The organism is Algoriphagus aestuariicola (genome assembly GCF_017254835.1).
GTDB lineage: Bacteria > Bacteroidota > Bacteroidia > Cytophagales > Cyclobacteriaceae > Algoriphagus > Algoriphagus aestuariicola.
Genome location: NZ_JAFKCW010000007.1, coordinates 64,288 through 85,464, shown reverse-complemented (window position 1 = coordinate 85,464; position 21,177 = coordinate 64,288). Strand labels below are relative to the sequence as shown.

The window sequence follows — 21,177 nt, the reverse complement described above, 5'->3', positions numbered from 1 at the left end:
CTTGATTTTTATATAGACCCTCTCGACCATGCCAGCACAGCCTTTGGAATTGATTTTGGCCAGGCAATTTGGAGACAGCCTTAGCATGCCATTTTTTTTGGTAGATCCCGAAGGAAACCTTCTTTTTTACAATGAGGCCGCCGAAGGGATTTTGGGATTGAGGTTTACAGACACAGGAGGGATGAGAGTAGAGGAATGGGCGACGATGTTCCGCCCAGCAGATCTTGATGGAAATCCCATGCCCCCAGAAGACCTGCCGTTGGTTCGTACGTTGAACACACGCCAGCCTGCTCACGGATCGTTTAGCATAGACAATGTCAAAGGCGAAAGAGTGGTCATCACGGTCACTTCCTTTCCCTTGGAGGGGAGACCCAATAGGTATCTGGGTGCCATAGCGATGTTTTGGAAAAGCGAGTCATGAAGGTAAAAGTATGGGGATGCAGAGGTTCCCTTCCATCACCTGGGCCTGAAAATTATCGCTTTGGCGGTAACACCTCCTGCTTTGAGGTGACGCATGGGGATGCCTGCATCATTTTGGATTCGGGGTCAGGGATACAGCGTTTGGGCAGGTATCTCAGCACAGAACTAAAGGAGATCCACATTTTACTGACCCACCTACATATTGACCATATGATGGGCTTGGGCTTTTTTCTCCCCCTGTACAACCCGGACGTGACAGTTCATATCTGGGGGCCCTCCGCATCCTGCGAATCGTTGATTAATCGTCTTCGAAGGTATTTTTCTCCTCCGTTGTTTCCGATCCGATTCAATGAACTTCCGAAGCACCCTGTCATTCATGAATTGAACAACGAGGAATTTTCCATAGGTGAGGTCATGATCCAAAGCGAATATATCTGCCATCCGGGGCCAACTTTGGGCTATCGCCTGATGACCGAGAGGTCGGTCGTCGCATATATTCCCGACCATGAGCTACAATTGGGATCATGCAACTTTCCCAATGATCCGGAATGGACTTCTGGCTTTGAGATTGCCAAGTCGGCAGATATTCTTTTCCACGATGGAAGCTATACCGATAGAGAGTACTTTGCCAAGACGGGCTGGGGGCATTGCTCAGTGCAGGATGCGATTGCCTTTGCAGAGCTGTGCAAAGTCAAGAAACTACAGCTTATCCACCATGAACCTACTCGTACTGACGTCGAGATCGATGAAATGCTCGAAACCGCCTGCCTGGAGCGTGAGTCTGATATAGAAGTGCGAATGTGCGCTGAGGGTGACGAGTTTGAGTTGGACTAGGACTTAGCTTTCTGGATGCCTTGCTTGGATTGACAAGTGATAAAAAATAAAACTTCTGAAGGCCTCGACAATTCAGAAGTTTTTTTGGTTTAGCCCAAACTGGAACGGCAATGAAGACCATTAAACAACTGGCAAAAGAAATCTGCACTAGCACCATCGATGCCTAAACACTTCCCTCTTGGAGAGGTGATGGAACTATTAAAGTAGGCAAATCCCACCCTGATGTAACAACCATTTTTTGATTCTACTTAGATATGTCTGTTGATAGTGTAGCAAATTCATCAATTTGGCAATTGGCTTTTTTTCAGTAATTTGAATAGTAAAAAAAGTCAATCTATGCCATCCTATACACTTTCGATCAACGATCAAAATCATACAGTAGAGGTAGATAAAGGTACTTCTTTGCTTTGGGTGCTTAGGGAACATTTGGGTTTGACTGGAACCAAATATGGATGTGGTATTGCGCAATGCGGTGCTTGTACCATTCATGTGGATGGTTCTCCTATGAAGGCCTGTGTACTTTCGGTAGACGATTTTTCGAAGGGAGAAAGGATCAAAACCATAGAAGGCTTATCTGAACGAGGAGACCATCCCCTTCAAAAAGCTTGGGTGGAAGTGCAGGCACCCCAATGCGGCTACTGTCACTCTGGCCAGATTATGCAAGCTGCAGCCTTGTTAGAAAACAATCCAAGTCCTTCCAAAGAGGAAATCAAGGCTCATATGAATGGAAATATTTGTCGCTGTGGTACTTATTTGAGAATTGTACAAGCGATCCAACTAGCAGCGCAAAATCAATAAACCATGCTTCCAACATCACAAAAAAACGGAATCTTAAACCGTAGAGAATTTCTAAAATCTTCAAGCGGGATCGCATTATTTATTGGAGCATCTGGGATTTTTCCCGCGTTGGTTTCCTGTTCAGACTCCAAGACGATCCAACAACAATTCGAAAAACATGCCATTACAGCATGGGTAAAGATTTCAGAAGATGGTCAGATCATAATTTATAATCCTGCCTCAGAAATGGGACAGGGTTCCATGACTTCTTTGCCTTTGATTTTTGCCGAAGAAATGGATGCCGATTGGTCTAAAGTAAAAGTGGAGTTTTCCCCTCAGGAAAGTGAAACTTATGGTTCTCCCGGTTGGTCTCCTGGCAGCAAGATGATGTTTACGGTTGGTAGCAGAACTACCAATAGTTATTTCAATACGATGCGAACAGCAGGTGCCCAAGCAAAAGCTATTTTGCTCCATGCTGCAGCTCAGCATTGGAAAGTGCCTATAAAAGAGTTAAGCGTTGAAAACAGTGTGGTTTCTCATACTGAATCGGCTAAAACGATTTCCTACGGAGAGTTGATCCCCTATTTGGTTGCTGGAGAAACTTTGCCGGATTTATCAGAAGTGCCACTGAAAGCCCTGGACAAATTCAAGTTGATCGGTCATGAAATCCCTAGGACGGAAATCCCTTCAAAAGTTGATGGCACTGCGCAGTTTGCCATTGATGTCCGGCTTCCTGACATGGTTTATGGAGTTTTGGAAAGAGGAAATCTCCATGGCGCAAAACCCACTTTGCTCAATGAGTCTGAAATTTTGGGCATGGAGGGAGTGATCAAACTTGTTCCTTTTGACTATGCCATCGGTGTGATAGCTTCCAAATTAGAGCAAGCTTTGAAAGCGAAAAGCCAACTCAAAATTGATTGGAGCAGTTCAGATGCTTCAGGTTTCAATTCCGAAGAAATCTATCAGGAATACGAAAAGATTGCCAATCAAAATCAGTCGGGAGAGGTCATCACAAATGAAGGGGATGTTTCAAAGGCCCTTCGAAATGCCTCCAAAGTCTACCAAGCCGATTATAAAAACGACTATGTATATCATGCTCAATTAGAGCCACTGAATGCAGTTATTCAAGTTTCGGAGGATCTGCAGAAAGCTGAAGTCTGGGTCGGCAGCCAACAGGGAATGGATACGAAACTCGGGGTTCCAGGAATATTGGGAATCCCACCAGAAAATGTCAACGTCCATTTGCAGTATCTGGGAGGCGGTTTTGGAAGAAGAAGCCTCAGTGACTTTGTGGAAGAATGTGCTGTTTTAGCAAAAGAAGTAGCTCCAAAACCCGTCAAACTCATTTGGACCAGAGAAGATGACCTACGCTATGGTACTTACCGACCGATGTCGCTACAACGAATCAAAGCAAGTGTTGACGCTTCAGGAAATATCAATGCATTTTCCCATACAGTGGTGGGAGATGGAGGAAACCTGGTGGCCAGTGGAATCCAAAATGATCACTATGCCATTCCGAATCAGTTTGCCGATTGGAGATCAACTACCCACGGGATTCGATTGAAGCATTGGCGTTCGGTCGGACATGGCCCGAATAAATTCGCCATTGAATCCATATTGGATCAAATTGCCTATGACCAAAAAATGGATCCAGTCGATCTTCGGAGAAAGCTGATGGCCAATTCTCCTAGGGCTTTGGCTACTTTGGAAAAAGCAGTGGAAATTTCTAATTGGGCTGAACCTTCTCCTGAGGGTTTTGCCAAAGGGATTTCTTTTGTGGAACATGGCTCTTTGGGCACCGGAGTTTGTGAGATTTCTCTAAATAAGGAAACTGGCGAAATCAAAGTGCATCGCGTTTGGATTGCTTTGGATGCTGGAACCATCATTCAACCCGACAATGTCAAAGCCCAAATGGAAGGAGGAATTATCATGGGCATCAGCAGTGCTCTCAAAGAAAGAATTTCCGTGGTCGATGGTCACATCCAGCAAAATAATTTCAATGATTATTCTTTATTGAGAATGCAGGATTCGCCAGACATCATTGAAACAGTTTTAATTCCATCTGGAGAAACTCCCCAAGGAGTTGGAGAAACAGCTACCCCCATGGTGGCTGGAGCCATTGCCAATGCTTTCCTACAATTAACCGGAAAATATTTACGACATATGCCATTCACCCCAGATCGGGTGTTAGAAGCTTTGAATTCTTAATGCTAGCAAAGCACTTTTCAAAAAAATCAAGAACACCTTCTGAAGAAATTATCCTTCAGAAGGTCTTTTTTCGCTAACCTAGACTGGAATCGCACAATTCTACCGTGCTTTCTCGTTGATTCTCTCAATCCACAAATCCCTATCTCCGACGACAAAGTCATATTCCTTTCTGTCTGTGGTTTTGATTCGGATTCCGTTGTCAATTAGGTTTGCTGTTTTTCTTCCAAAGACCTCGGCTATGTGTTTATAGTCGATATCAGTCTGGCCGTTTTGGATATTGAGTTTGTGGGATTTGAAGATGAGCCTTTCATTCGTCAAGAATAGTTTTCCGCCAACTCCTTCGATTCCGCGGAAGAGATTGGCAGGGCCTTCTACTTCGATTTGCTCATTTTCCGCCAAGTCGGGTTTGATGCTTTTTCCGATTTTTGCGACATAGCGAGGCCCGAATTTTCCGGTCAGATAAGGGAATCCAAAACCCACCAATGCTCCAAAACAAACTCCCTGAATTATATGGCTGTAAAAGTGTTTTACTTCGCCATTCATCAGATAATCAAATAGGAAGTCTAGCCCTCCATAAAGGATTGCTGGCAAAATCGAAGAGGTGATTTTTTGTTTTGTACTCAGTGTTGGTATTTCTGTTCCTATTTCCATGTTGACTCTTTGCCTTGTTGGGCTTTACTATTTCGATATGCTAAAATGTTGGTTTCAGTTTGAAGGAGCAATTGTTTTTTAAATGCTATTGTCAGCTTTACTTCTTTCTACTTCGAGTTGTGCCAAGAGGATTGCAGTCATGCCGTTCATTCGAGAAAAGGCAAACCATTTTTTGCCAAGATCTTTGAGGGAGGCCCCGATATGGTACAGTTCCCGTCGGTCGATGATCATAAAGCGATCATGGCTTTTTTCCAAAGGCTTGATGGCTACAGTCGCATATTGGGCTTGATGTTTTTTCAAGTCCAGTTCCAGCTGTTTAGAAGTCTTGGTATAGATAGTGGCTTGAACACCGGGATCGCGTTTGGATAATAGTAGCAGTACTGACTCGTCGACGTAGTTGTCGATCAGGATAATTTCTTGTTTTGCGTTTTTGATCAGTTCGGCGACAAAGACATAAGCATCGAAGATCTGGCTGTCAAAGAAAATTCCTTTTTCGGGTTTGTCCTGTCTTGATTCTAAGGCCCTGAATACTTCTTCAAATTTTGCTTCGGTTTTCAGTTGTTTTAGTTCCAGCTGGTCAAGACGTTGAAATACGGAAGCATTTTTCAGCAGAAAGCTGCGCATGTTGACAAAGGCCTGCATGATTTGGATACTGACCTGCACGGCTACTTCACTTCTCAATACCGCCGAAAGCATCGCAACTCCCTGTTCGGTGAAGGCATATGGGAGATGTCTTCTTCCTCCATGCCTTCGACTTGATGTCGCAATTTGCGATGTCAAAGTATTACCCCCGGGAATATTTAGCTGAGCGATAAGGTTTCTCCATTCAGCTTCGGTCAACTGAAAAACAAAAGAATCTGGAAAACGACTCTTATTTCTTTTTACCTGCTCATTGAGTCTTGAAGTAGTGACCTGGTACAGACCTGCCAAATCTTGGTCCAGCATGACTTGTACACCTCTTATCGTATAGATCTTTTCTTCGATATGTTCCTTCATTACTTGTTCCATTGTCTTCCCTCTAAAGACTCACCCCGCCCAGCCTTCTCTGTCCAAGCTTCGGTATTGGATGGCTTCGGCCAGATGCTCCACTCGGATATTTTCACTATCCGCTATGTCGGCGATAGTTCGGGCTACTTTGAGGATGCGGTCATAGGCGCGGGCTGAGAGGCCGAGGCGCTCCATGGCAGTTTTGAGTAGGGTTTTGCCAGCCTCGTTGATTTGGCAGATTTCTTTGACCAAGTGGGAAGGCATCATCGCATTGCAGTAGATTTCAGGATTATTTTGAAATCGGGTCTTTTGGCGCTCGCGTCCTTTGATGACTCGTTCTCGGATGACCTTGCTCGGTTCGGTTTTTCGGGTCGAAGTCATTTCCTCGAACCTAACCGGCGTCACTTCCACATGAAGGTCTATACGATCGAGCAGCGGTCCGCTTACCTTGTTTAGGTAGCGTTGCACGATTCCTGGGCCGCAGACACATTCTTTCTCCGGGTGGTTATAATAGCCGCAGGGGCAGGGGTTCATGCTGGCGATCAGCATAAAATTAGCCGGGTAGTCCACCGAGACTTTCGCGCGAGAGATGGTGACCTTGCGCTCCTCCAAAGGCTGACGCATCACTTCCAGTACCGTACGCTTAAACTCGGGCAATTCGTCGAGAAATAGAACTCCGTTATGTGCAAGTGATATTTCCCCGGGTTGAGGATTGCCACCGCCACCTACCAAGGCCACATCGGAGATGGTGTGGTGGGGACTGCGAAATGGCCTTTGTGCCAAAAGAGAGGCATGTTTTCCGAGCTTTCCGGCCACGGAGTGGATTTTTGTAGTCTCCAAGGCTTCCTGAAGAGAAAGAGGAGGCAAAATAGAAGGCAGGCGCTTAGCCAGCATGGTTTTGCCAGCTCCGGGAGGCCCTATCATGATCACGTTGTGTCCTCCTGCGGCGGCGATCTCCATGGCCCGTTTGATGTTTTCCTGGCCCTGCACGTCTGCAAAGTCGAATTCAGTATCATCCAAAGAATTGTAAAAAATCTCCCGTGTGTCGGTGACCAAGGGTTTGATCTCCAGATTCCCTTGAAGAAAATCGACTGCCTGATCCAAGGTCTCCACGCCGATGATGTCAATGTTGTTTACGATGGAAGCTTCTTTGGCATTTTCCAGAGGGAGGATAAAACCCTTGAATCCCCGTTTTCTTGCTTCGATGGCGATGGGCAAAACGCCCTTGATGGGACGGAGATTTCCGTCAAGGGCCAGCTCACCCATGATCACGTAGCGCTCCAGTTCTGAAAATGAGACCTGTTCTGAAGCCTGAAGTATCCCCATGGCAATGGGCAGGTCGTAGGCTGAGCCTTCCTTGCGGATATCCGCAGGGGCCAGGTTGACGACCACTTTCTGACGGGGCATGCGGTAGTTGAAATATTTCAGGGCGGACTCCACACGCTGCTGGGATTCTTTTACGGCAGAATCTGGCAGGCCCACCATGAAAAAGCTAGTGCCCTGTCCTACATTGACTTCGATGGTGATGAGATTGGCATCGACTCCGGAGACGGCGCTCCCAAAGGTTTTAGCGACCATAGGAAAAATAAAAGAGGAGATGTTTGGTCTCCTCAATATACTGGATTGCGAAAATTAAATCTTTATTAATCTGTGACATTTTTTCTTGGGCGAATAATCCCTCCCGTGTCTTCCTGACTCTTCGGAGGTGCAGGATTGGGGATAACCGTTGTCTTGGGGTGCTCGAAATCATAGAGCTTTGCTTTTAGTTCATTCATCTTGGTTTGCATTTTTTTCGCTTCTGTGTCCATGGAGCTCTGGTGCATCCGGCTGGCAGCCCAAGTAACCACGAACAGGATGAAGCCTGTTAAGAACACTTTCACCATGGACTCAGGGGTGATCGGATCCATCCCAAATGCGGAGCCGAGAGAGTCAAATGAAAAGAAAAAAACAAGGAATAACAGGAAATAGAGCAAAAGTGCGATTTGAAGAAATTGCGCGATTTTTTTCATGAGTAGAACAATTGGTGATTTCTAATTTAATCAAACTGACTGAATACTTGATAGTTTTTGGTAAAGTCCGTCAACTGCCATCAGGTCGGAGTGGGATCCTCGCTGGACGATTTGGCCTTGTTCGATGACCAGAATTTCATCGGCATGCTGTATCGTGCTGAGGCGATGGGCAATCACCAGAGTTGTGCGGTTGTTCATGAGTTTCGTCAATGCCTCCTGTACCAACAGCTCCGATTCCGAATCCAGCGCCGATGTCGCCTCGTCCAAAATCAAAATGGGAGGGTTTTTTAGTACCGCTCTAGCAATACTCAAGCGCTGTCTTTGTCCTCCGGATAGCTTGGAGCCTCGCTCGCCGATGGAGGTTTGGTAGCCATTCTCCAGCTGGGAAATAAATCCGTGGGCATTGGCGATTTTGGCTGCCTCGATGACCTGCTCCTCGGTGGCATTTTCGATACCGAAAGCGATATTGTTAAACACGGTGTCGTTGAACAGGATGGATTCCTGGGTGACTATCCCCATGAGACTCCTGAGATCGGAGGGGGAAAAGTCCCGGATATCCGTGCCATCTAGGCGGATCGACCCAGAAGTCGGGTCGTAAAATCTCGGAACCAAATCCGCCAAAGTGGACTTTCCGCCGCCAGATGGCCCTACTAGCGCGATTGTTTTCCCTCTTTCCAGCTTGAAATTGACATTCCTCAGTACCAGCTTGTCCTCATAGCCAAACGATACCTGATCGAATTCGATGGCCTCATGGAAACCGCTGATGGGCTTGGGGTTCGTCGGCGCCTCGATTTGGGTTTTGGTATTGATGACCTCGAAAATACGCTCAGCCGAGGCGATGCCGCGCTGAATGCTCGATACAGCGCGAGAGATTTCCTTGGCGGGATTAAGCACTTGGGTGAAGATAATGATGTAGGTGATGAAGTCCGACGCTCCCAAATCCGACTCCCCGCTGAGTACCAGACTGCCCCCATAGACAAGAATCCCAGCCACCACGCTCACTCCCAGAAACTGGGAAATAGGCGAAGCCAGCTCGTTTTTACGGGCCATGCTCACGTTGACATGGGAGTAGTAGTCCGTCTCCTCGTCAAATTTTTCCGCAATAAAACGTTCCGCATTGAAGGCCTTGATGACCCTCATTCCTCCCAGAGTTTCATCCAGGATATTCGCGATACGCCCAAGGGACTGCTGGCTTTGTACCGCGCGCTTTTTCAATCTCCGGGTGATCCCGCCTATGATTGCTCCCGAGATGGGGATAATCAAGATCGTGAAGAGCGTCAGCTTGACCGACATGAAAAACAACACGGAGAAATAGAGGATGATCGTCGCTGGCTCGCGGAAGACTACTCGAAGGGACTGTACGATGGTGTTCTCGACTTCCTGTACGTCGTTGGTCATCTTAGACATCAGATCCCCTTTTCTTTCGTTGGAAAAGTAGCCGATATGAAGCGTCCCAACTTTGTTGAATATATCCATCCGCATGCCTTTGATGACCGTTGCGCGGACCTTGGCCAAAACCACTCCCGAGAGATAGGTGAACAGATTGGACAGGAACACTGAGATCACGATGATAATACAGACGAATACCAACGTTCCCATTTTCCCATAGTCGTCCTGTACGGTTAGGAAAAAATGGTTGAATAGTCCGGTGAAATATTCCACGGAAAAGGAAAAAGGAGGCAGGGTACGGTATTGCTCCAGAGTGGCAGGCTCTACCTGCTCGAAGATGACGTCAAAAAGCGGCTTGAGCAACGTGAAGTTGATCAAGCCAAAGATGATCGAAAAGAGCGTGTAGAAGATATATGTGGGAACGAATCTGCCAAAAGGACGTGCATAGGACAAGATTCGCAGGTAGGTTTTCATCAAGCGAGTTGGGGTAATTAGACCCGCAAGTTACGCAAAATTGATCGCATGGGTTTTTGTCAATAGTTGAAATCGGGTTTGACGAAATTCCACCTGAAAGCCAATTGCAAGTAGTGGCTACTCAGCGGCTCATCCAAGTCTTGGGCTGTCCTCCTTCGGAAGGTATGTGAAGCATCGACAAAGAAATTGTGCTTTAGCATGTAGGAAGCTGTCAGGTTGGATTGGATGACCTTGTTTTCTACTCCCTGTCCAATGTAATTGTCAAACAGCCCGGTGGGACTATCCTCCAGTCGGTTTTTCAACACGTCTCCGCCCCAGTTGACTTCGGTGCTTTCATCCGCTCCGAAATACTGGTACAAGCCCGTGAGATTCAGATCAAGTCTTGGCAGAGGCTGATAGCGGAAAATGCTGACAAACTCCCTGAAATTTGCTCCCCTTGGATGGGTGAGGGGCGTTCTCCAGTTGGAATAGGATTGGTGTTCAAATTTTTCCTGGAAAGTATAAGGTCTCGCCTGATTCCATTCTAGCTGAAAATCCAGGTTTCTCAGGCCGAAGATGTTGATGTACTTGTAGCCCAGCTGAGCGCCATATTTGTTGCGTTTTGACCCGTCTCCGTCGATTTCAAAGAACTCGTTGAAAACAAACTCATCCAACGCAAACTGTCCGTAGACCTCCATCCCCGGCACAAAAATCCACTTTGCATCCAAGCCCAGCATGACTTTGTCCGGCGTACCCTGCTGCTGCTCCACCCAGCGCAGGAAGATGAATGGGTTGAAGTAGTTGAAGTTGATTTTGTCGGTCATGATGGAGGAGAAAAAGCCGAGATTGGCGTTTTTCCCAACATTAAAACCGAGACGGTTGTACGCGAAATATTTCTGAGGGTATCTTCCGTCGGTTGGCCTTCCCCGGTCGTAGAATACATCGGCAGTCATTTGGGTCCAGAGGTTGGTCAGCTGGAACTTCCAAACTTTCGTGTTGAACTTGACAAACATGTAGGGGTTGGAGAAATCAGAGATCTGAAAAGAGCGATAGCCCTCGCCTGCAAAATTGCGATCGTGCCCAACTTGAATCTCGATATGCTTGGTGATCTGAAAGGAAACATGCCCAAGTGCGGAAAAGTAGTTGTAACCCTCATCTTTATACTCTTTCCAAAACCCTTCTCCCGGTACTGCGCCGTTGTATTCCGCATAGTCTTTTACCCAACTGGGGAAAAAGACCTCCGAAGTGGTCAGGTAGGTGTAAAATCCCACTTTTTTGTCCACTGAGCCCCGCACCACCAAACCTCTGGCGAGTCGCGCCGGGTTTCGGTCGTTGTCCGTCTCGGTACCCCCGCTCAGATAGATCACCGGGCTGAGATGTATTCCAAAGTCCTCCCCCTCGTAGTGTGCAAAATCCCCAGGTTGACGGTATAGGGATTTTAGGAATGGCTTTTTGGAGGCTGGTATTTCCCTTTCTGAAAATTCCCAGTTGTCCTGACTTAGGTAGTCGAGGTTGAATTGATCGGCCTTGGATTGGATCACCTCTGGGTTTGCCGCCAAGCTGTCTAGGTATTTTGCCAGGATGTCCCTTCGATAGGGCTTGTATCCGCTATTGAAAAAGGGATTGTTGGTGCCCTGGAGGATTTCATAGCGCTCTACTTTGTGGTAATAGTCCCTGTCGTAAGGAACGTAGGCTCCTTGGGCCAAGCTGGAATGAATAGAGAAAAAAAAGGCCAGCCCAAAGGCAAATAGCCCAAACTGTCGGATGGAGGTGGTTTTTTGCATCGCTTAAATCTAAAAAAGAATTGCCACTAAAAAAGCCCGACGGCGCAAAGTCCGTCAGGCTTGGTTTTGAGGCTTTACGCTCCGCACGGCCTATCCTGCACAGCTATTTTCATTTTACTTGATCCCCGGCAAGGTCCAATTTTCCAGCGGACTGCTCTGCAGCATCAGCGCCTCGATGTCAGCTACTGTCCTAGGGGCATCCGCCGAAAGATTAACCGGGCCATTGGCAGAGACCAGGATGTCGTCCTCAATACGGACTGCGATGCCCCACCATTTGGGGTCGCAGTCGCTGCCTTCGGGAATGTAGATGCCCGGCTCCACGGTGAGTACCATGCCTTCTCTGAGCGGGCCATAGCCTCCGCGGTCGTGCACGTCTAGGCCAAGGTGGTGCGAAGTCCCATGTGGAAAATAGTTGTGGTTTTCCCCTTCTTTGATCACGCCCAATTCCGTGAGGCCGTCATTGATGATTTGACGGGTGACTCGGCCAATTTCCGAAAACTCCGTTCCAGCTTGGCAGAGCTTGATGCCCGCTTCTTGGGATTTCAGTACGAGCTCATAGATGGCCTTCTCTTCAGAATTGAACTTGCCACTGATAGGAATAGACCGCGTGACATCAGCCGTATATCCCCGCCACTCGGCTCCCAAATCCATGAGCAAGAGTCTTTCGTTGACGTTTTTGAGGTCGTTTTCGATGTAGTGGAGGATGCAGCCGTTGTTGCCGGCGCCGACGATGGAGGGATAGCCGACGTTTTCTGCGCCATAGCGCTTGTAGATGAATTCATGGATGCCTTGGATTTCCCGCTCCGACATACCTTCCTGGGCAGCCTTCATCACCTCTACCTGGCCGATGGCTGATATTTGGGCGGCTTTGCTGAGTAGGGCTACTTCCTCTTCGGATTTGATTTCACGTAGGGAGTTCATGATCTGCTCCAGCGCAATGATGTTGAGCTTGGAGTCAGGCAGTTTAGCCTTGATCTCCTGTCGTTTTTCCGGGGAGTCGGCATTCACAAAGTCATTGAGAATAGGGTCGTTTTCCACTTCCGGATAGAAGCGGCGGTTTCTACCAATCACTTGGGCGACGTTGGCGGAGTTTTCGATAGGTGTGGTGCGGATCAGTTCATAGAGCTGCTGGGTATTGACTGAGAGCCCTTCCGAATACCCGGATTCGGTTTTGAACTTTGCCTGCATGGCCGCCAAGGGTGTATTGGCTCTACTGTCTTCGATGTCATTGGCCAAGTCGAAAGATAGGATCTTGTCGAATTTGCCTAATTCCAGGGCTGGCGTTTTTCCGAAGGTGTCATTCAGAAAGACCTGCTCAAAGCCAAGCTTTTCTTTCACCCCTTCTATGCCGAGGCGTTTCCCATTCCACATTTCGGCTTGCGGATCACGGTTTTGGACATAAAGGATTTCGTCCGTGGAGAAGCTTCCGAAATCCCGTCTTTCGCTGAAAATCACCAAAGCTGCATTTGGCTCGCGAAAGCCCGTCAGGTAGTAAAAGTCGGTATTGGGATGGTAGATGAAATCTACATCGTTGGAGCGGTTCTTCTGGGAATTGGTGAAAATAACCGCGACGCTGTTTGCGGGCATCTGTGCTCGAAGGGCCTGTCTGCGCCCACTATGGAAGTCAGCAGAAAGGCCATCTTCAAAGTAGGACTGAGCCAAAACCGGTGCAACTAGGCTAAAAACCAAACAAAGAAATAGAAGGCATTTTTTCATTAGATACTTGTTTTGCGCTTAATCTGCATCCTTTTGGCCATTTAACAAAGTGTTAATGTCTGGAGAGACAGGTATCTTTATATTTGGGAAAAATCTCAATACCATGCGAAAATTTTTAGCCATCGCACTACTGGCTCTCTCCTCAGGCATTTTTGCCAATGCCCAGACCCCAAATGATAAGCCCAGACTGGTCGTCGGAATCATAGTCGACCAAATGAGGCAGGAGTACCTCTATCGTTTTGCGGATCGCTATACCGAGGGGGGCTTTAAGCGGATGATGAAAGAAGGATTCATGATGACCAATGGACACTATAACTACGCGCCTACGGTCACCGGACCCGGCCACACTTCCGTCTATACCGGTACTACCCCAGCCACACATGGCATCATCAGCAACTCCTGGTATGACAGAAAGCTCAACAAGTATATCTACTGTGCGGAGGATAGCACTGTCACCAATGTTGGCGGTACCCCTGAAAACGGGAATATAAGCCCAAGAAACCTGCTCACCACTACCGTCACAGACGAGCTCAGATTCTCCACCGGCAAGCGGTCCAAAGTGGTGGGTATCGCGATCAAAGACCGTGGCGCAAGTCTTCCCGCCGGGCACACGGGCGATGCCTACTGGTACGATGACATCAACGGGGAATTTATGACCTCAACCTACTACTACGGCACACTGCCGGATTGGGTGGTGGCATTCAACGCCAAGAAAGTCCCTGATTCATACCTTTCCAAGACTTGGGAAACGCTTTTTCCTTTGGATACCTATGTCAACAGCATCGCCGACAACAATGACTTTGAAGGCATTTTTGTAGGAAAAGAAACCCCGACCTTTCCTTACAACTTGGATTCGCTCAAGGCCGCAAACGGTGGCTATGGGCTGATTGCCTCCACTCCCTACGGCAATTCCCTGACCTTGGATTTTGCCTTGGCCGCGATAGAGGGTGAAAAGCTGGGGCAGCGAGACGTGACCGACTTCCTTGCAGTGAGCTTTTCTTCCCCGGATTACATCGGGCACAGATTCGGTCCTGCATCCGTGGAAGTGGAAGACAACTACCTGCGCTTGGATAGGGAGTTTGAACGCCTTTTCAAATACCTTGACCAGGCCTATGGAGAAGGACAGTATTTGGTATTTCTCTCCGCAGACCATGCGGTAGCGGACGTGGCCAATTACATGGTCAGCGAAAATGTACCCGCGGGAAACTTGAACACGAATTATATCTTTGGCCAGCTTTCAGGCTACTGCAATGCCAAGTACGGGCAAGGCGACTGGATCCTGAAATATACCGGCGATCAGGTGTTTTTGAACCGGGCGCTGGCGGATGAGAAAAATGTGGACTTTGTGAGCCTGCAGCGTGATCTGGCCAACCATATGCTCAGGTTCAACGGAATCAAGGAAGTCTATACCGCCGAGGACATGCGGACGCAACAGTTTCCCTACGGTCGGGCACACCTGCTCCAGATGGGATACAACCATAAGGCTTCCGGTGACCTGCTATTGGTATTTGAGCCTGCTTGGATGGTAGGCGGAGCCAGGGGCACCACCCACGGTTCACCTTATAACTACGACACCAACGTGCCCATTGTGTTCTTCGGTTGGGGAGTGAAGTCCGGTTCCAGCTCGCGCAAAGCTTCTATCACTGACATCGCGCCTACGGTATCAGCCCTACTCAAGATCAAGTATCCTAACGCAGCCGACGGAGAGCCGATTTTCGAAATTGTGGATAGTAAGTGATTGGTCTTCGCGGGAAAATCAAAAACGGCTGTCACTGATTCTGGCAGCCGTTTTTTTTGCTTTCGCCTAGCGGCAATGAGGAAAGTTTGAATGAAGGGAAGACAGTATCGTTGGCACGGCTTCTGTCTCGCGTCCTCGGTCTTCCCACCCTTTCCCTACTCCGTCCAGCTCATGGGATAGTCCTTGTCGACAAATTCCAGCGCATCGGTTGTGATGAAAAGCGGCCGATGGGTGTCCAGCATGACAGCGTATTCGTGGGTTTCTTTTGCTCCAATAGATTTCTCCACTGTGCCGGGATGAGGGCCATGGGGAAGACCGCCCATGTGGATGGTAAAGGAGCCCCGGTCTATTCCTTTTCTACTCATAAACTCTCCTTCCGCATAGTAAAGCACCTCATCCGAATCGATATTGGAGTGATTGTAAGGGGCAGGAATGGAAAGCGGGTGATAGTCGAAGAGTCTCGGGACAAAAGAGCAAATCACAAATCCCCAAGCTTGGAAGGTTTGGTGTACTGGTGGCGGCTGGTGGATCCGCCCCGTGATTGGCTCAAAGTCATGGATGGAAAGCGCGTAGGGATAGAGATAGCCATCCCAGCCTACTATGTCCAAAGGACTGTGTCCATAGGTGTATTGGTGGAGGTAGCCCTGCTTTTTGATCTGCACTAGGTGATCTGTTTTTTCTTCCTCAACGTGAAGTTCATGCGGTGGACGGATGTCCCGCTCACAATAGGGCGAGTGTTCGAGAAGCTGTCCAATTTCATTCCGGTATCTTTTGACAGTCTCTATCGGGCCGTGGGATTCGATTACCAAAAGCCTCAAGGGGCCTTCTTCCGAGAACTCAAAGCGATAGATGGTCGTCCTGGGAATGACCACATAGTCGCCTTTTTTCACTTCCAGTTTGCCAAATTGCGAATAGAGTACACCTTCACCGTCGTGGATAAAGATGATCTCGTCTCCGTCGGCATTTTTGAAGTAATAATCCATCTTACGCTGGCGGGGAGAGCAGATTCCCATCATTACGTCATTGTTCATCATGAGCATGCGTCGTGCGCCGAGATAGTCCTCGCCGGTATTCTCCACTCCGGATGTCTTCAGGTGGGTTTGCTGCAGTCCGTGGTCTTTTGAGGCCTCCCAGTTATAGGGGATGGGTTTTCCGATTGCTTTGACTTCGTTGGGATTGTGGATGTGGTAGAGGTTGGAATAGATCCCGGAGAAGCCCTTCGAGCTGACCAGTTCCTCTTTGTAAAGACTGCCGTCTGGCTGGCGAAACTGTGTGTGGCGTTTGGGAGGGATTTGCCCCAGTCTAAAGTAGTAGGCCATGGTTTTGGGTTTATATCTTCTGCTAAATTACCATTTTTGGGCGAGGGCGAAAGCACCCTTGCACTTCGATTTTCGTATTGGCGGGAGAATAACTCGGTGTTTTTGGGAAAGTTTTGTATTTTCCGAATCCTTCAAAAACCAGATGAAAAAGACCCTGTTCATCCTATTTTCCCAAGTCCTTTTTATATCATGCCTCGCCCAAGACCCGCCCAAGCCGGGTTTGGTTTGGTCGGAAGAGTTTTCCGAAGCAGGCCTTCCTGACCCTAAAAAGTGGAGCTACGATGTTGGAGATCACGGCTGGGGTAACAACGAACTGGAGTATTATTCGAAAGCGGACCTGAAAAATGCACGGGTGGAAAATGGCGTTCTCGTCATCGAAGCACATGCAGACCCGACCCGTCCCAAAGGTTATACCTCGGCGAGACTGGTGACCAAGGGTAAAGCCGCTTGGCAATACGGATACATCGAGATCAGGGCTAAGCTGCCCCAGGGGGTAGGCACTTGGCCAGCTATTTGGATGCTTCCGGAGGAAAGCCGGTACGGGGGTTGGCCCAATGACGGGGAGATCGATATCATGGAGCATGTGGGCTACGAACCAGGCAAAGTTCATGGCACGGTGCATACTGAGGCCTTCAACCACACGATTGGGACGCAAAAGGGAGGTCAAAAAATGGTGCCCGATTTTTCCTCGGACTTTCATACCTATGCCATTGACTGGACGGCGGAGAAGATTGATTTTTTCATCGATGGAGACAAGTATTTTACCTTCGCCAATACAGGCAAAGGCTACAAAGAGTGGCCTTTTGATCAAGCCTTCCATCTGATCCTAAACATTGCGGTCGGAGGTAACTGGGGCGGAGCCAAAGGAGTGGATACCAGCATCTGGCCACAGAGAATGGAGGTGGATTTTGTGAGAGTTTATGAAGAAAAGCCGTGATTGATCGAGCCATTTACTGCCTAACATTAGGTAGGCAGGGAGAGTTATATAGTAAGAAGTTGTCGTTTTTCGATTTATATAGTACACATGCAAGATTCTAGTCTAATCCAGAAGAAAGTAAGGGCATTTGTTATCATAGGTATTTTGCTCCTGCTGCTGTATGGCAAAAACATGTTGGAACGCAAGTCTTTCCGAAGCATAGGCAGCGCTTTTACAGAAGTCTACAATGACCGGCTAGTAGTAGAGGGGTATATCTTTGAAATTTCGGATGACCTTTTCCAAATCCAAAAACTAGTTGACCACTGCAATATCGACTACGATTACTCAAAGGTGATCAACGAAATCACCCAGCATGAAAACTCCATCTTGGCTACCATTGTCGATTTTGAAAAGACAAAGCTGACCGATCAGGAAGCTTCTTATCTTGCTGATTTCAAGGCAATCATACAGAAGGACTTGGTGATCAAAAACTACGACCTGCTGTACTCGGACTCTTCTGGAGTAAACCGTGAGCAAGTCAAGATTTATGATAAGAAGATTTCCCAAGCCCGCGGGGACCTCCAAAACCTGAGCAAAATCCAAATGGACGAGGGCGAAAAAGTAATCAGCAAAGCCAAAATCCTGATCAACCGATCCCAGATCTGGGCGCAGTTTGAGGTGGCTCTGCTGATTATCTTGGTGGTCGTGATGTTTCTCCTCTTATTTAGAAAGTCTGAGAGAAACCAGGGGATCGTTTAGAATTCAAGTGCTGCGAGGTATTTGGCATTGGCTGCAGCCGCTTCCATTGGAGTGCCGGTTGGGAATCGCTCCTGTTCCACGATAAAATATTCCATTCCTAGGTCTTTGGACTGCTTGATCAGGTCGGCATAAGGGATTTCCCCGGCGCCGAGCAATACCCCGCGCTCATGGGGATCTCCAGTGCCTGCTTCGGCATCTTTCACATGGCACAGTCTGAATCTGCCTGGATACTTGGCGAGGTATTCGGCTGGCTTCGCATTGGCCACATGCACCCAATAGATGTCCATTTCGAAATCAACCAGCGCCGGATCGGTGTTGTTCATCAGGATGTCCTGACCTAGACCGCCCTCTTGGGACACAAAGCTGTAGTCGTGGTTGTGATAAGCAAAGCGGAGTCCGTGGGATTTAAGCTTTTCGCCGATTTGGTTAAACTCATCCGCTCTTTTTTTGTAGTCATCGAGGGATTTTTGGGGGCCGATCCAGGGGCAGATCAGGTATTTCATTCCCACCTCTGCAGCCTGTGCCGCTTGGGCGTCCAAGTTTTCATAGACATTGGCATGGGATGCCACCATAGTAGTGCCGATCTCGGACATGAGGGACTTGAATTCGGTAGGCTGCATGCCCCAAAGAATCCCCTTGCCTCCGTCAAATCCTTCCAGCTGCTTATACCCGTATCCAGCCAGAGCTCTCATTGTAGCTTGGGCATCGGCTCCCATGTCTTCTTTCACGGAGTAGAGCTGTATGCCAAAACTATCCAGCTTGGACATGATCGGCTCGGATTCGGCTACTGCTTCCCCCTCTTTTTTGGGAGCTGCACAAAATTGCAGAGGCATGAAGGCCGCGCCCACTCCGAGCATGGCTCCCATTTGGATGAATTTTCTTCGTTGGTTTTTCATATTGTTTTAAAGAAAAAGCCTGCCTCGGAGGAGGCAGGCCGGTTTTGCAAAAGATAGGATTAAAGTGCCCAGGCCTTGTCGCCTTTTTTATAGTCCACACACCCGTCGTAGCGTCCCGGGGCCTCAATGAAGCGCAGCGCTTGTGTCGCGCCAACTTCTGAGGTGAAATACCCGAGCACGGTCAGGTCTCTGAGCATATTGATCACTATTGGCTCGCGGGCATCGCCGCTAGTGATAAATTTCTGCTGCATAGCATTGAGAAAAGCCAGGCGTTCTTCCGGACTTGCATCCATGAAGTCTTTGCCATTTTCATCTTTGAAGTCCTTGCTTAGCGCATTCAGTCCATCAATGAAGGCTTTTTGCTGGTCGGCGTCATAGCAGTCTTTGACCATCATTACGATGAATTCCCCAATTTTAGCGGACTTGGCGCCGGGGGTGTCCGTGGTCGGAATGATGGTTTCTCCGATCTCATCCAGGAAAGCAAGATCCTCTGGAGAGAAGTTTAGGTCTTTGATTTGTCGCTCCGGGGAGCAACCGGTGAGGATGGCTGAGGCTCCGATCATTGTTCCTCCCATCATCAGGACGACGCTTTTCAACGCGTCTCTTCTATTCATTACAGTCATGTCGATTCGGATTAGAGGTTCATCTTTTTCAGTTCATCCACTGCGAAAGCTGCCGCACGGGCAGTCAGCGCCATGTAGGTCAGCGAGGGGTTCTGCGCGGCTGCCGAAGTCATGCAGGCTCCGTCAGTGACAAAAACGTTTTTCGCTTCCCAGACTTGGTTGTTTCCATTGAGAACGGAAGTCTTCGGATCGCGACCCATGCGGGCGGTTCCCATTTCGTGGATTCCCTGTCCAAAGGTGTATCCGGCGTCATAGGTTCTCACGTTTTTGAATCCGGCCACTTCAAGCATCTCGGCTGCATCAGCCATCATGTCTTTACGCATTTTCATCTCGTTGTCCTTGATTTCGGCATTCATCACGAGTGCTTCCATGCCCCACTTGTCCTTGACCGTGTCGGAGAGCTTGATGGTATTTTCATGATAGGGAAGGATCTCTCCAAATGCGGTAAATCCGACGCTCCATGGACCCGGCTCGGTCAGGGCCTCTTTCATCGGAGCACCGAAGCCGAGCTCGGCTACATCTCTACCCCATCCGCTTCTGCTTGCGCCTCCTTGATAGCCGAAGCCACGGATGTAGTCACGCTTCTCTCCATCCAGGTTTCTGAATCTCGGGATATAAAGTCCAGTGGGTCTTCTGCCAAAATAGTATTTGTCTTCGTAGCCGTCCATGGTTCCATTTGCGCCCAATCGGAAATGATGGTCCATCACATTGTGTCCCAGTTCTCCGGATGAGGAGCCCAATCCTCCCGGCCAAATGTCGGTGGCTGTTCTCATGAGTATGGCTGTGGAGTTGAATGCCGATGCGCAGAGAAAGACAATCTTCGCGTCGTACTCAATGGTTTGGTTGGTCTCGGCATCCAGTACCTCCACACCGGTGGCTTTTTTGCTGTCTTTGTCGTAGATCAGACGTCTCACAATAGACCAAGGTCTGAGGGTGAGGTTGCCGGTTGCCTTGGCAGCTGGAAGGGTGGAAGCTTGGGTGCTGAAATATCCTCCAAATGGACACCCCAGCGAGCACTTGTTTCGATATTGGCATCCGGGACGACCGGGGAGGGGCTGGGTGATATTGGCTGGACGGCCAATGGTCCAAGTCCGGGCTCCTTTGTAATGCGCTTTGATTTTCTCGGCGGCGTCGATTTCCACACAGTTCATCGGCATAGGAGGCTGAAACTCCCCGTCGGGAAGTATGGGCAGCCCGTCCTTGGAGCCGGATACACCGATGAATTTTTCAACATAACTATACCATGGGGCGACATCATTGTAGCGGATCGGCCAGTCTACGGCTATGCCGTCTTTGGCATTTGCTTCGAAGTCCACATTTGCCCAACGGTAAGATTGTCTTCCCCACAGCAGGGAACGGCCACCGACTTGATAGCCTCTAAACCAAGTGAAAGGCTTTTCTTCGACATAGGGGGAATCACTTTCGTGGGCCCACCAGTCTAGATTGAGCTCATTAAGAACATAATCTCTTCTGAGATTTGGGTGGTTTTCCAGTTGCTCTTGGGTTCTTCTTCCTCTGTGGGGGACTTCCCACGGCGCCAAAGTTGCAGATTTATAATCCTTTACATGCTCGACCATTGGGCCTCTCTCCAGGAGCAATACTTTAAGTCCCTTCTCCGTCAGCTCTTTAGCGGCCCATCCACCGCTAATGCCTGACCCAACTACGATTGCGTCATACGCTTCATTTGCCATAAGTATG

Annotated in this window: 18 protein-coding genes; 7 read left to right on the top strand and 11 right to left on the bottom strand. The window is 48.6% G+C overall.

The genetic code is table 11. The features are described from left to right. The first annotated feature begins 28 nt into the window (after positions 1 to 28). The 4 genes from J0A67_RS22410 to J0A67_RS22395 all read left to right on the top strand — a co-directional run bounded on the left by J0A67_RS22410 (position 29) and on the right by J0A67_RS22395 (position 4,239). Positions 29 to 421, top strand: coding sequence for a PAS domain-containing protein (locus J0A67_RS22410; RefSeq protein WP_206571630.1), 393 nt, complete (start codon positions 29 to 31; stop codon positions 419 to 421). After that, entirely contained in the window at positions 418 to 1,254 is an 837-nt protein-coding gene (locus J0A67_RS22405) for an MBL fold metallo-hydrolase (RefSeq protein ID WP_206571629.1), read from the top strand. Before J0A67_RS22410 ends, J0A67_RS22405 begins: the two co-directional genes overlap by 4 nt. 336 nt (positions 1,255 to 1,590) lie before the next feature. Then, positions 1,591 to 2,052: a (2Fe-2S)-binding protein gene (locus tag J0A67_RS22400; RefSeq protein WP_206571628.1), complete on the top strand. Its 462-nt coding sequence runs from the start codon at positions 1,591 to 1,593 to the stop codon at positions 2,050 to 2,052. Between the two features lie 3 nt (positions 2,053 to 2,055). Continuing rightward, positions 2,056 to 4,239, top strand: a complete 2,184-nt coding sequence (locus tag J0A67_RS22395; protein WP_206571627.1) for a xanthine dehydrogenase family protein molybdopterin-binding subunit — start codon at positions 2,056 to 2,058, stop codon at positions 4,237 to 4,239. 99 nt (positions 4,240 to 4,338) lie between these two features. On the opposite strand, the gene J0A67_RS22390 is transcribed toward J0A67_RS22395, so the two are convergent. The 7 genes from J0A67_RS22390 to J0A67_RS22360 form a co-directional block, all read right to left on the bottom strand. Next, positions 4,339 to 4,830, bottom strand: a complete 492-nt coding sequence (locus J0A67_RS22390) for a GRAM domain-containing protein (RefSeq protein WP_206571626.1) — start codon at positions 4,828 to 4,830, stop codon at positions 4,339 to 4,341. 138 nt (positions 4,831 to 4,968) lie between these two features. After that, positions 4,969 to 5,886 (bottom strand): ORF6N domain-containing protein, encoded by a 918-nt coding sequence (locus tag J0A67_RS22385; RefSeq protein WP_241265304.1) that lies wholly within the window; start codon positions 5,884 to 5,886, stop codon positions 4,969 to 4,971. A 30-nt stretch (positions 5,887 to 5,916) separates the two neighbouring features. Then, positions 5,917 to 7,455 carry a YifB family Mg chelatase-like AAA ATPase gene (locus J0A67_RS22380; RefSeq protein WP_206571624.1) on the bottom strand — a complete coding sequence of 513 codons (1,539 nt, stop codon included), beginning with the start codon at positions 7,453 to 7,455 and terminating at the stop codon, positions 5,917 to 5,919. Between the two features lie 65 nt (positions 7,456 to 7,520). Then, the gene (locus J0A67_RS22375; protein ID WP_206571623.1) at positions 7,521 to 7,886 is read right to left on the bottom strand and encodes a hypothetical protein; all 366 of its coding nucleotides are present in this window, start codon (positions 7,884 to 7,886) and stop codon (positions 7,521 to 7,523) included. A gap of 30 nt (positions 7,887 to 7,916) precedes the next feature. After that, positions 7,917 to 9,749, bottom strand: coding sequence for an ABC transporter ATP-binding protein (locus J0A67_RS22370; RefSeq protein ID WP_206571622.1), 1,833 nt, complete (start codon positions 9,747 to 9,749; stop codon positions 7,917 to 7,919). A 59-nt stretch (positions 9,750 to 9,808) separates the two neighbouring features. After that, positions 9,809 to 11,512, bottom strand: coding sequence for a hypothetical protein (locus J0A67_RS22365; RefSeq protein ID WP_241265303.1), 1,704 nt, complete (start codon positions 11,510 to 11,512; stop codon positions 9,809 to 9,811). A gap of 114 nt (positions 11,513 to 11,626) precedes the next feature. Further along, entirely contained in the window at positions 11,627 to 13,228 is a 1,602-nt protein-coding gene (locus tag J0A67_RS22360) for an aminopeptidase P N-terminal domain-containing protein (protein ID WP_206571621.1), read from the bottom strand. 103 nt (positions 13,229 to 13,331) lie between these two features. On the opposite strand from J0A67_RS22360, the gene pafA reads away from it, so the two are divergent. Next, the gene (gene pafA / locus J0A67_RS22355) at positions 13,332 to 14,966 is read left to right on the top strand and encodes an alkaline phosphatase PafA (RefSeq protein ID WP_206571620.1); all 1,635 of its coding nucleotides are present in this window, start codon (positions 13,332 to 13,334) and stop codon (positions 14,964 to 14,966) included. A 155-nt stretch (positions 14,967 to 15,121) separates the two neighbouring features. Here the strand turns inward: pafA and J0A67_RS22350 are convergent, their stop codons facing one another. Then, positions 15,122 to 16,285, bottom strand: coding sequence for a homogentisate 1,2-dioxygenase (locus J0A67_RS22350; RefSeq protein ID WP_206571619.1), 1,164 nt, complete (start codon positions 16,283 to 16,285; stop codon positions 15,122 to 15,124). A 142-nt stretch (positions 16,286 to 16,427) separates the two neighbouring features. Between J0A67_RS22350 and J0A67_RS22345 the strand changes: the two genes are divergently transcribed. Both J0A67_RS22345 and J0A67_RS22340 read left to right on the top strand, forming a co-directional pair. Continuing rightward, positions 16,428 to 17,222: a glycoside hydrolase family 16 protein gene (locus J0A67_RS22345; protein ID WP_206571618.1), complete on the top strand. Its 795-nt coding sequence runs from the start codon at positions 16,428 to 16,430 to the stop codon at positions 17,220 to 17,222. Positions 17,223 to 17,309: 87 nt separating this feature from the next. Continuing rightward, a complete protein-coding gene (locus J0A67_RS22340) occupies positions 17,310 to 17,960 on the top strand; it encodes an MCP four helix bundle domain-containing protein (protein WP_206571617.1) in 651 nt (216 codons plus the stop codon). On the opposite strand, the gene J0A67_RS22335 is transcribed toward J0A67_RS22340, so the two are convergent. From J0A67_RS22335 to J0A67_RS22325, 3 genes are read right to left on the bottom strand one after another with little or no spacing between them, the layout of a single operon-like run. Next, the gene (locus tag J0A67_RS22335; RefSeq protein ID WP_206571616.1) at positions 17,957 to 18,856 is read right to left on the bottom strand and encodes a sugar phosphate isomerase/epimerase family protein; all 900 of its coding nucleotides are present in this window, start codon (positions 18,854 to 18,856) and stop codon (positions 17,957 to 17,959) included. The genes J0A67_RS22340 and J0A67_RS22335 overlap by 4 nt on opposite strands. A gap of 59 nt (positions 18,857 to 18,915) precedes the next feature. Then, positions 18,916 to 19,470 carry a gluconate 2-dehydrogenase subunit 3 family protein gene (locus J0A67_RS22330; RefSeq protein WP_206571657.1) on the bottom strand — a complete coding sequence of 185 codons (555 nt, stop codon included), beginning with the start codon at positions 19,468 to 19,470 and terminating at the stop codon, positions 18,916 to 18,918. Between the two features lie 20 nt (positions 19,471 to 19,490). Further along, a complete protein-coding gene (locus J0A67_RS22325) occupies positions 19,491 to 21,170 on the bottom strand; it encodes a GMC oxidoreductase (RefSeq protein WP_206571615.1) in 1,680 nt (559 codons plus the stop codon). Positions 21,171 to 21,177: the final 7 nt, after the last annotated feature.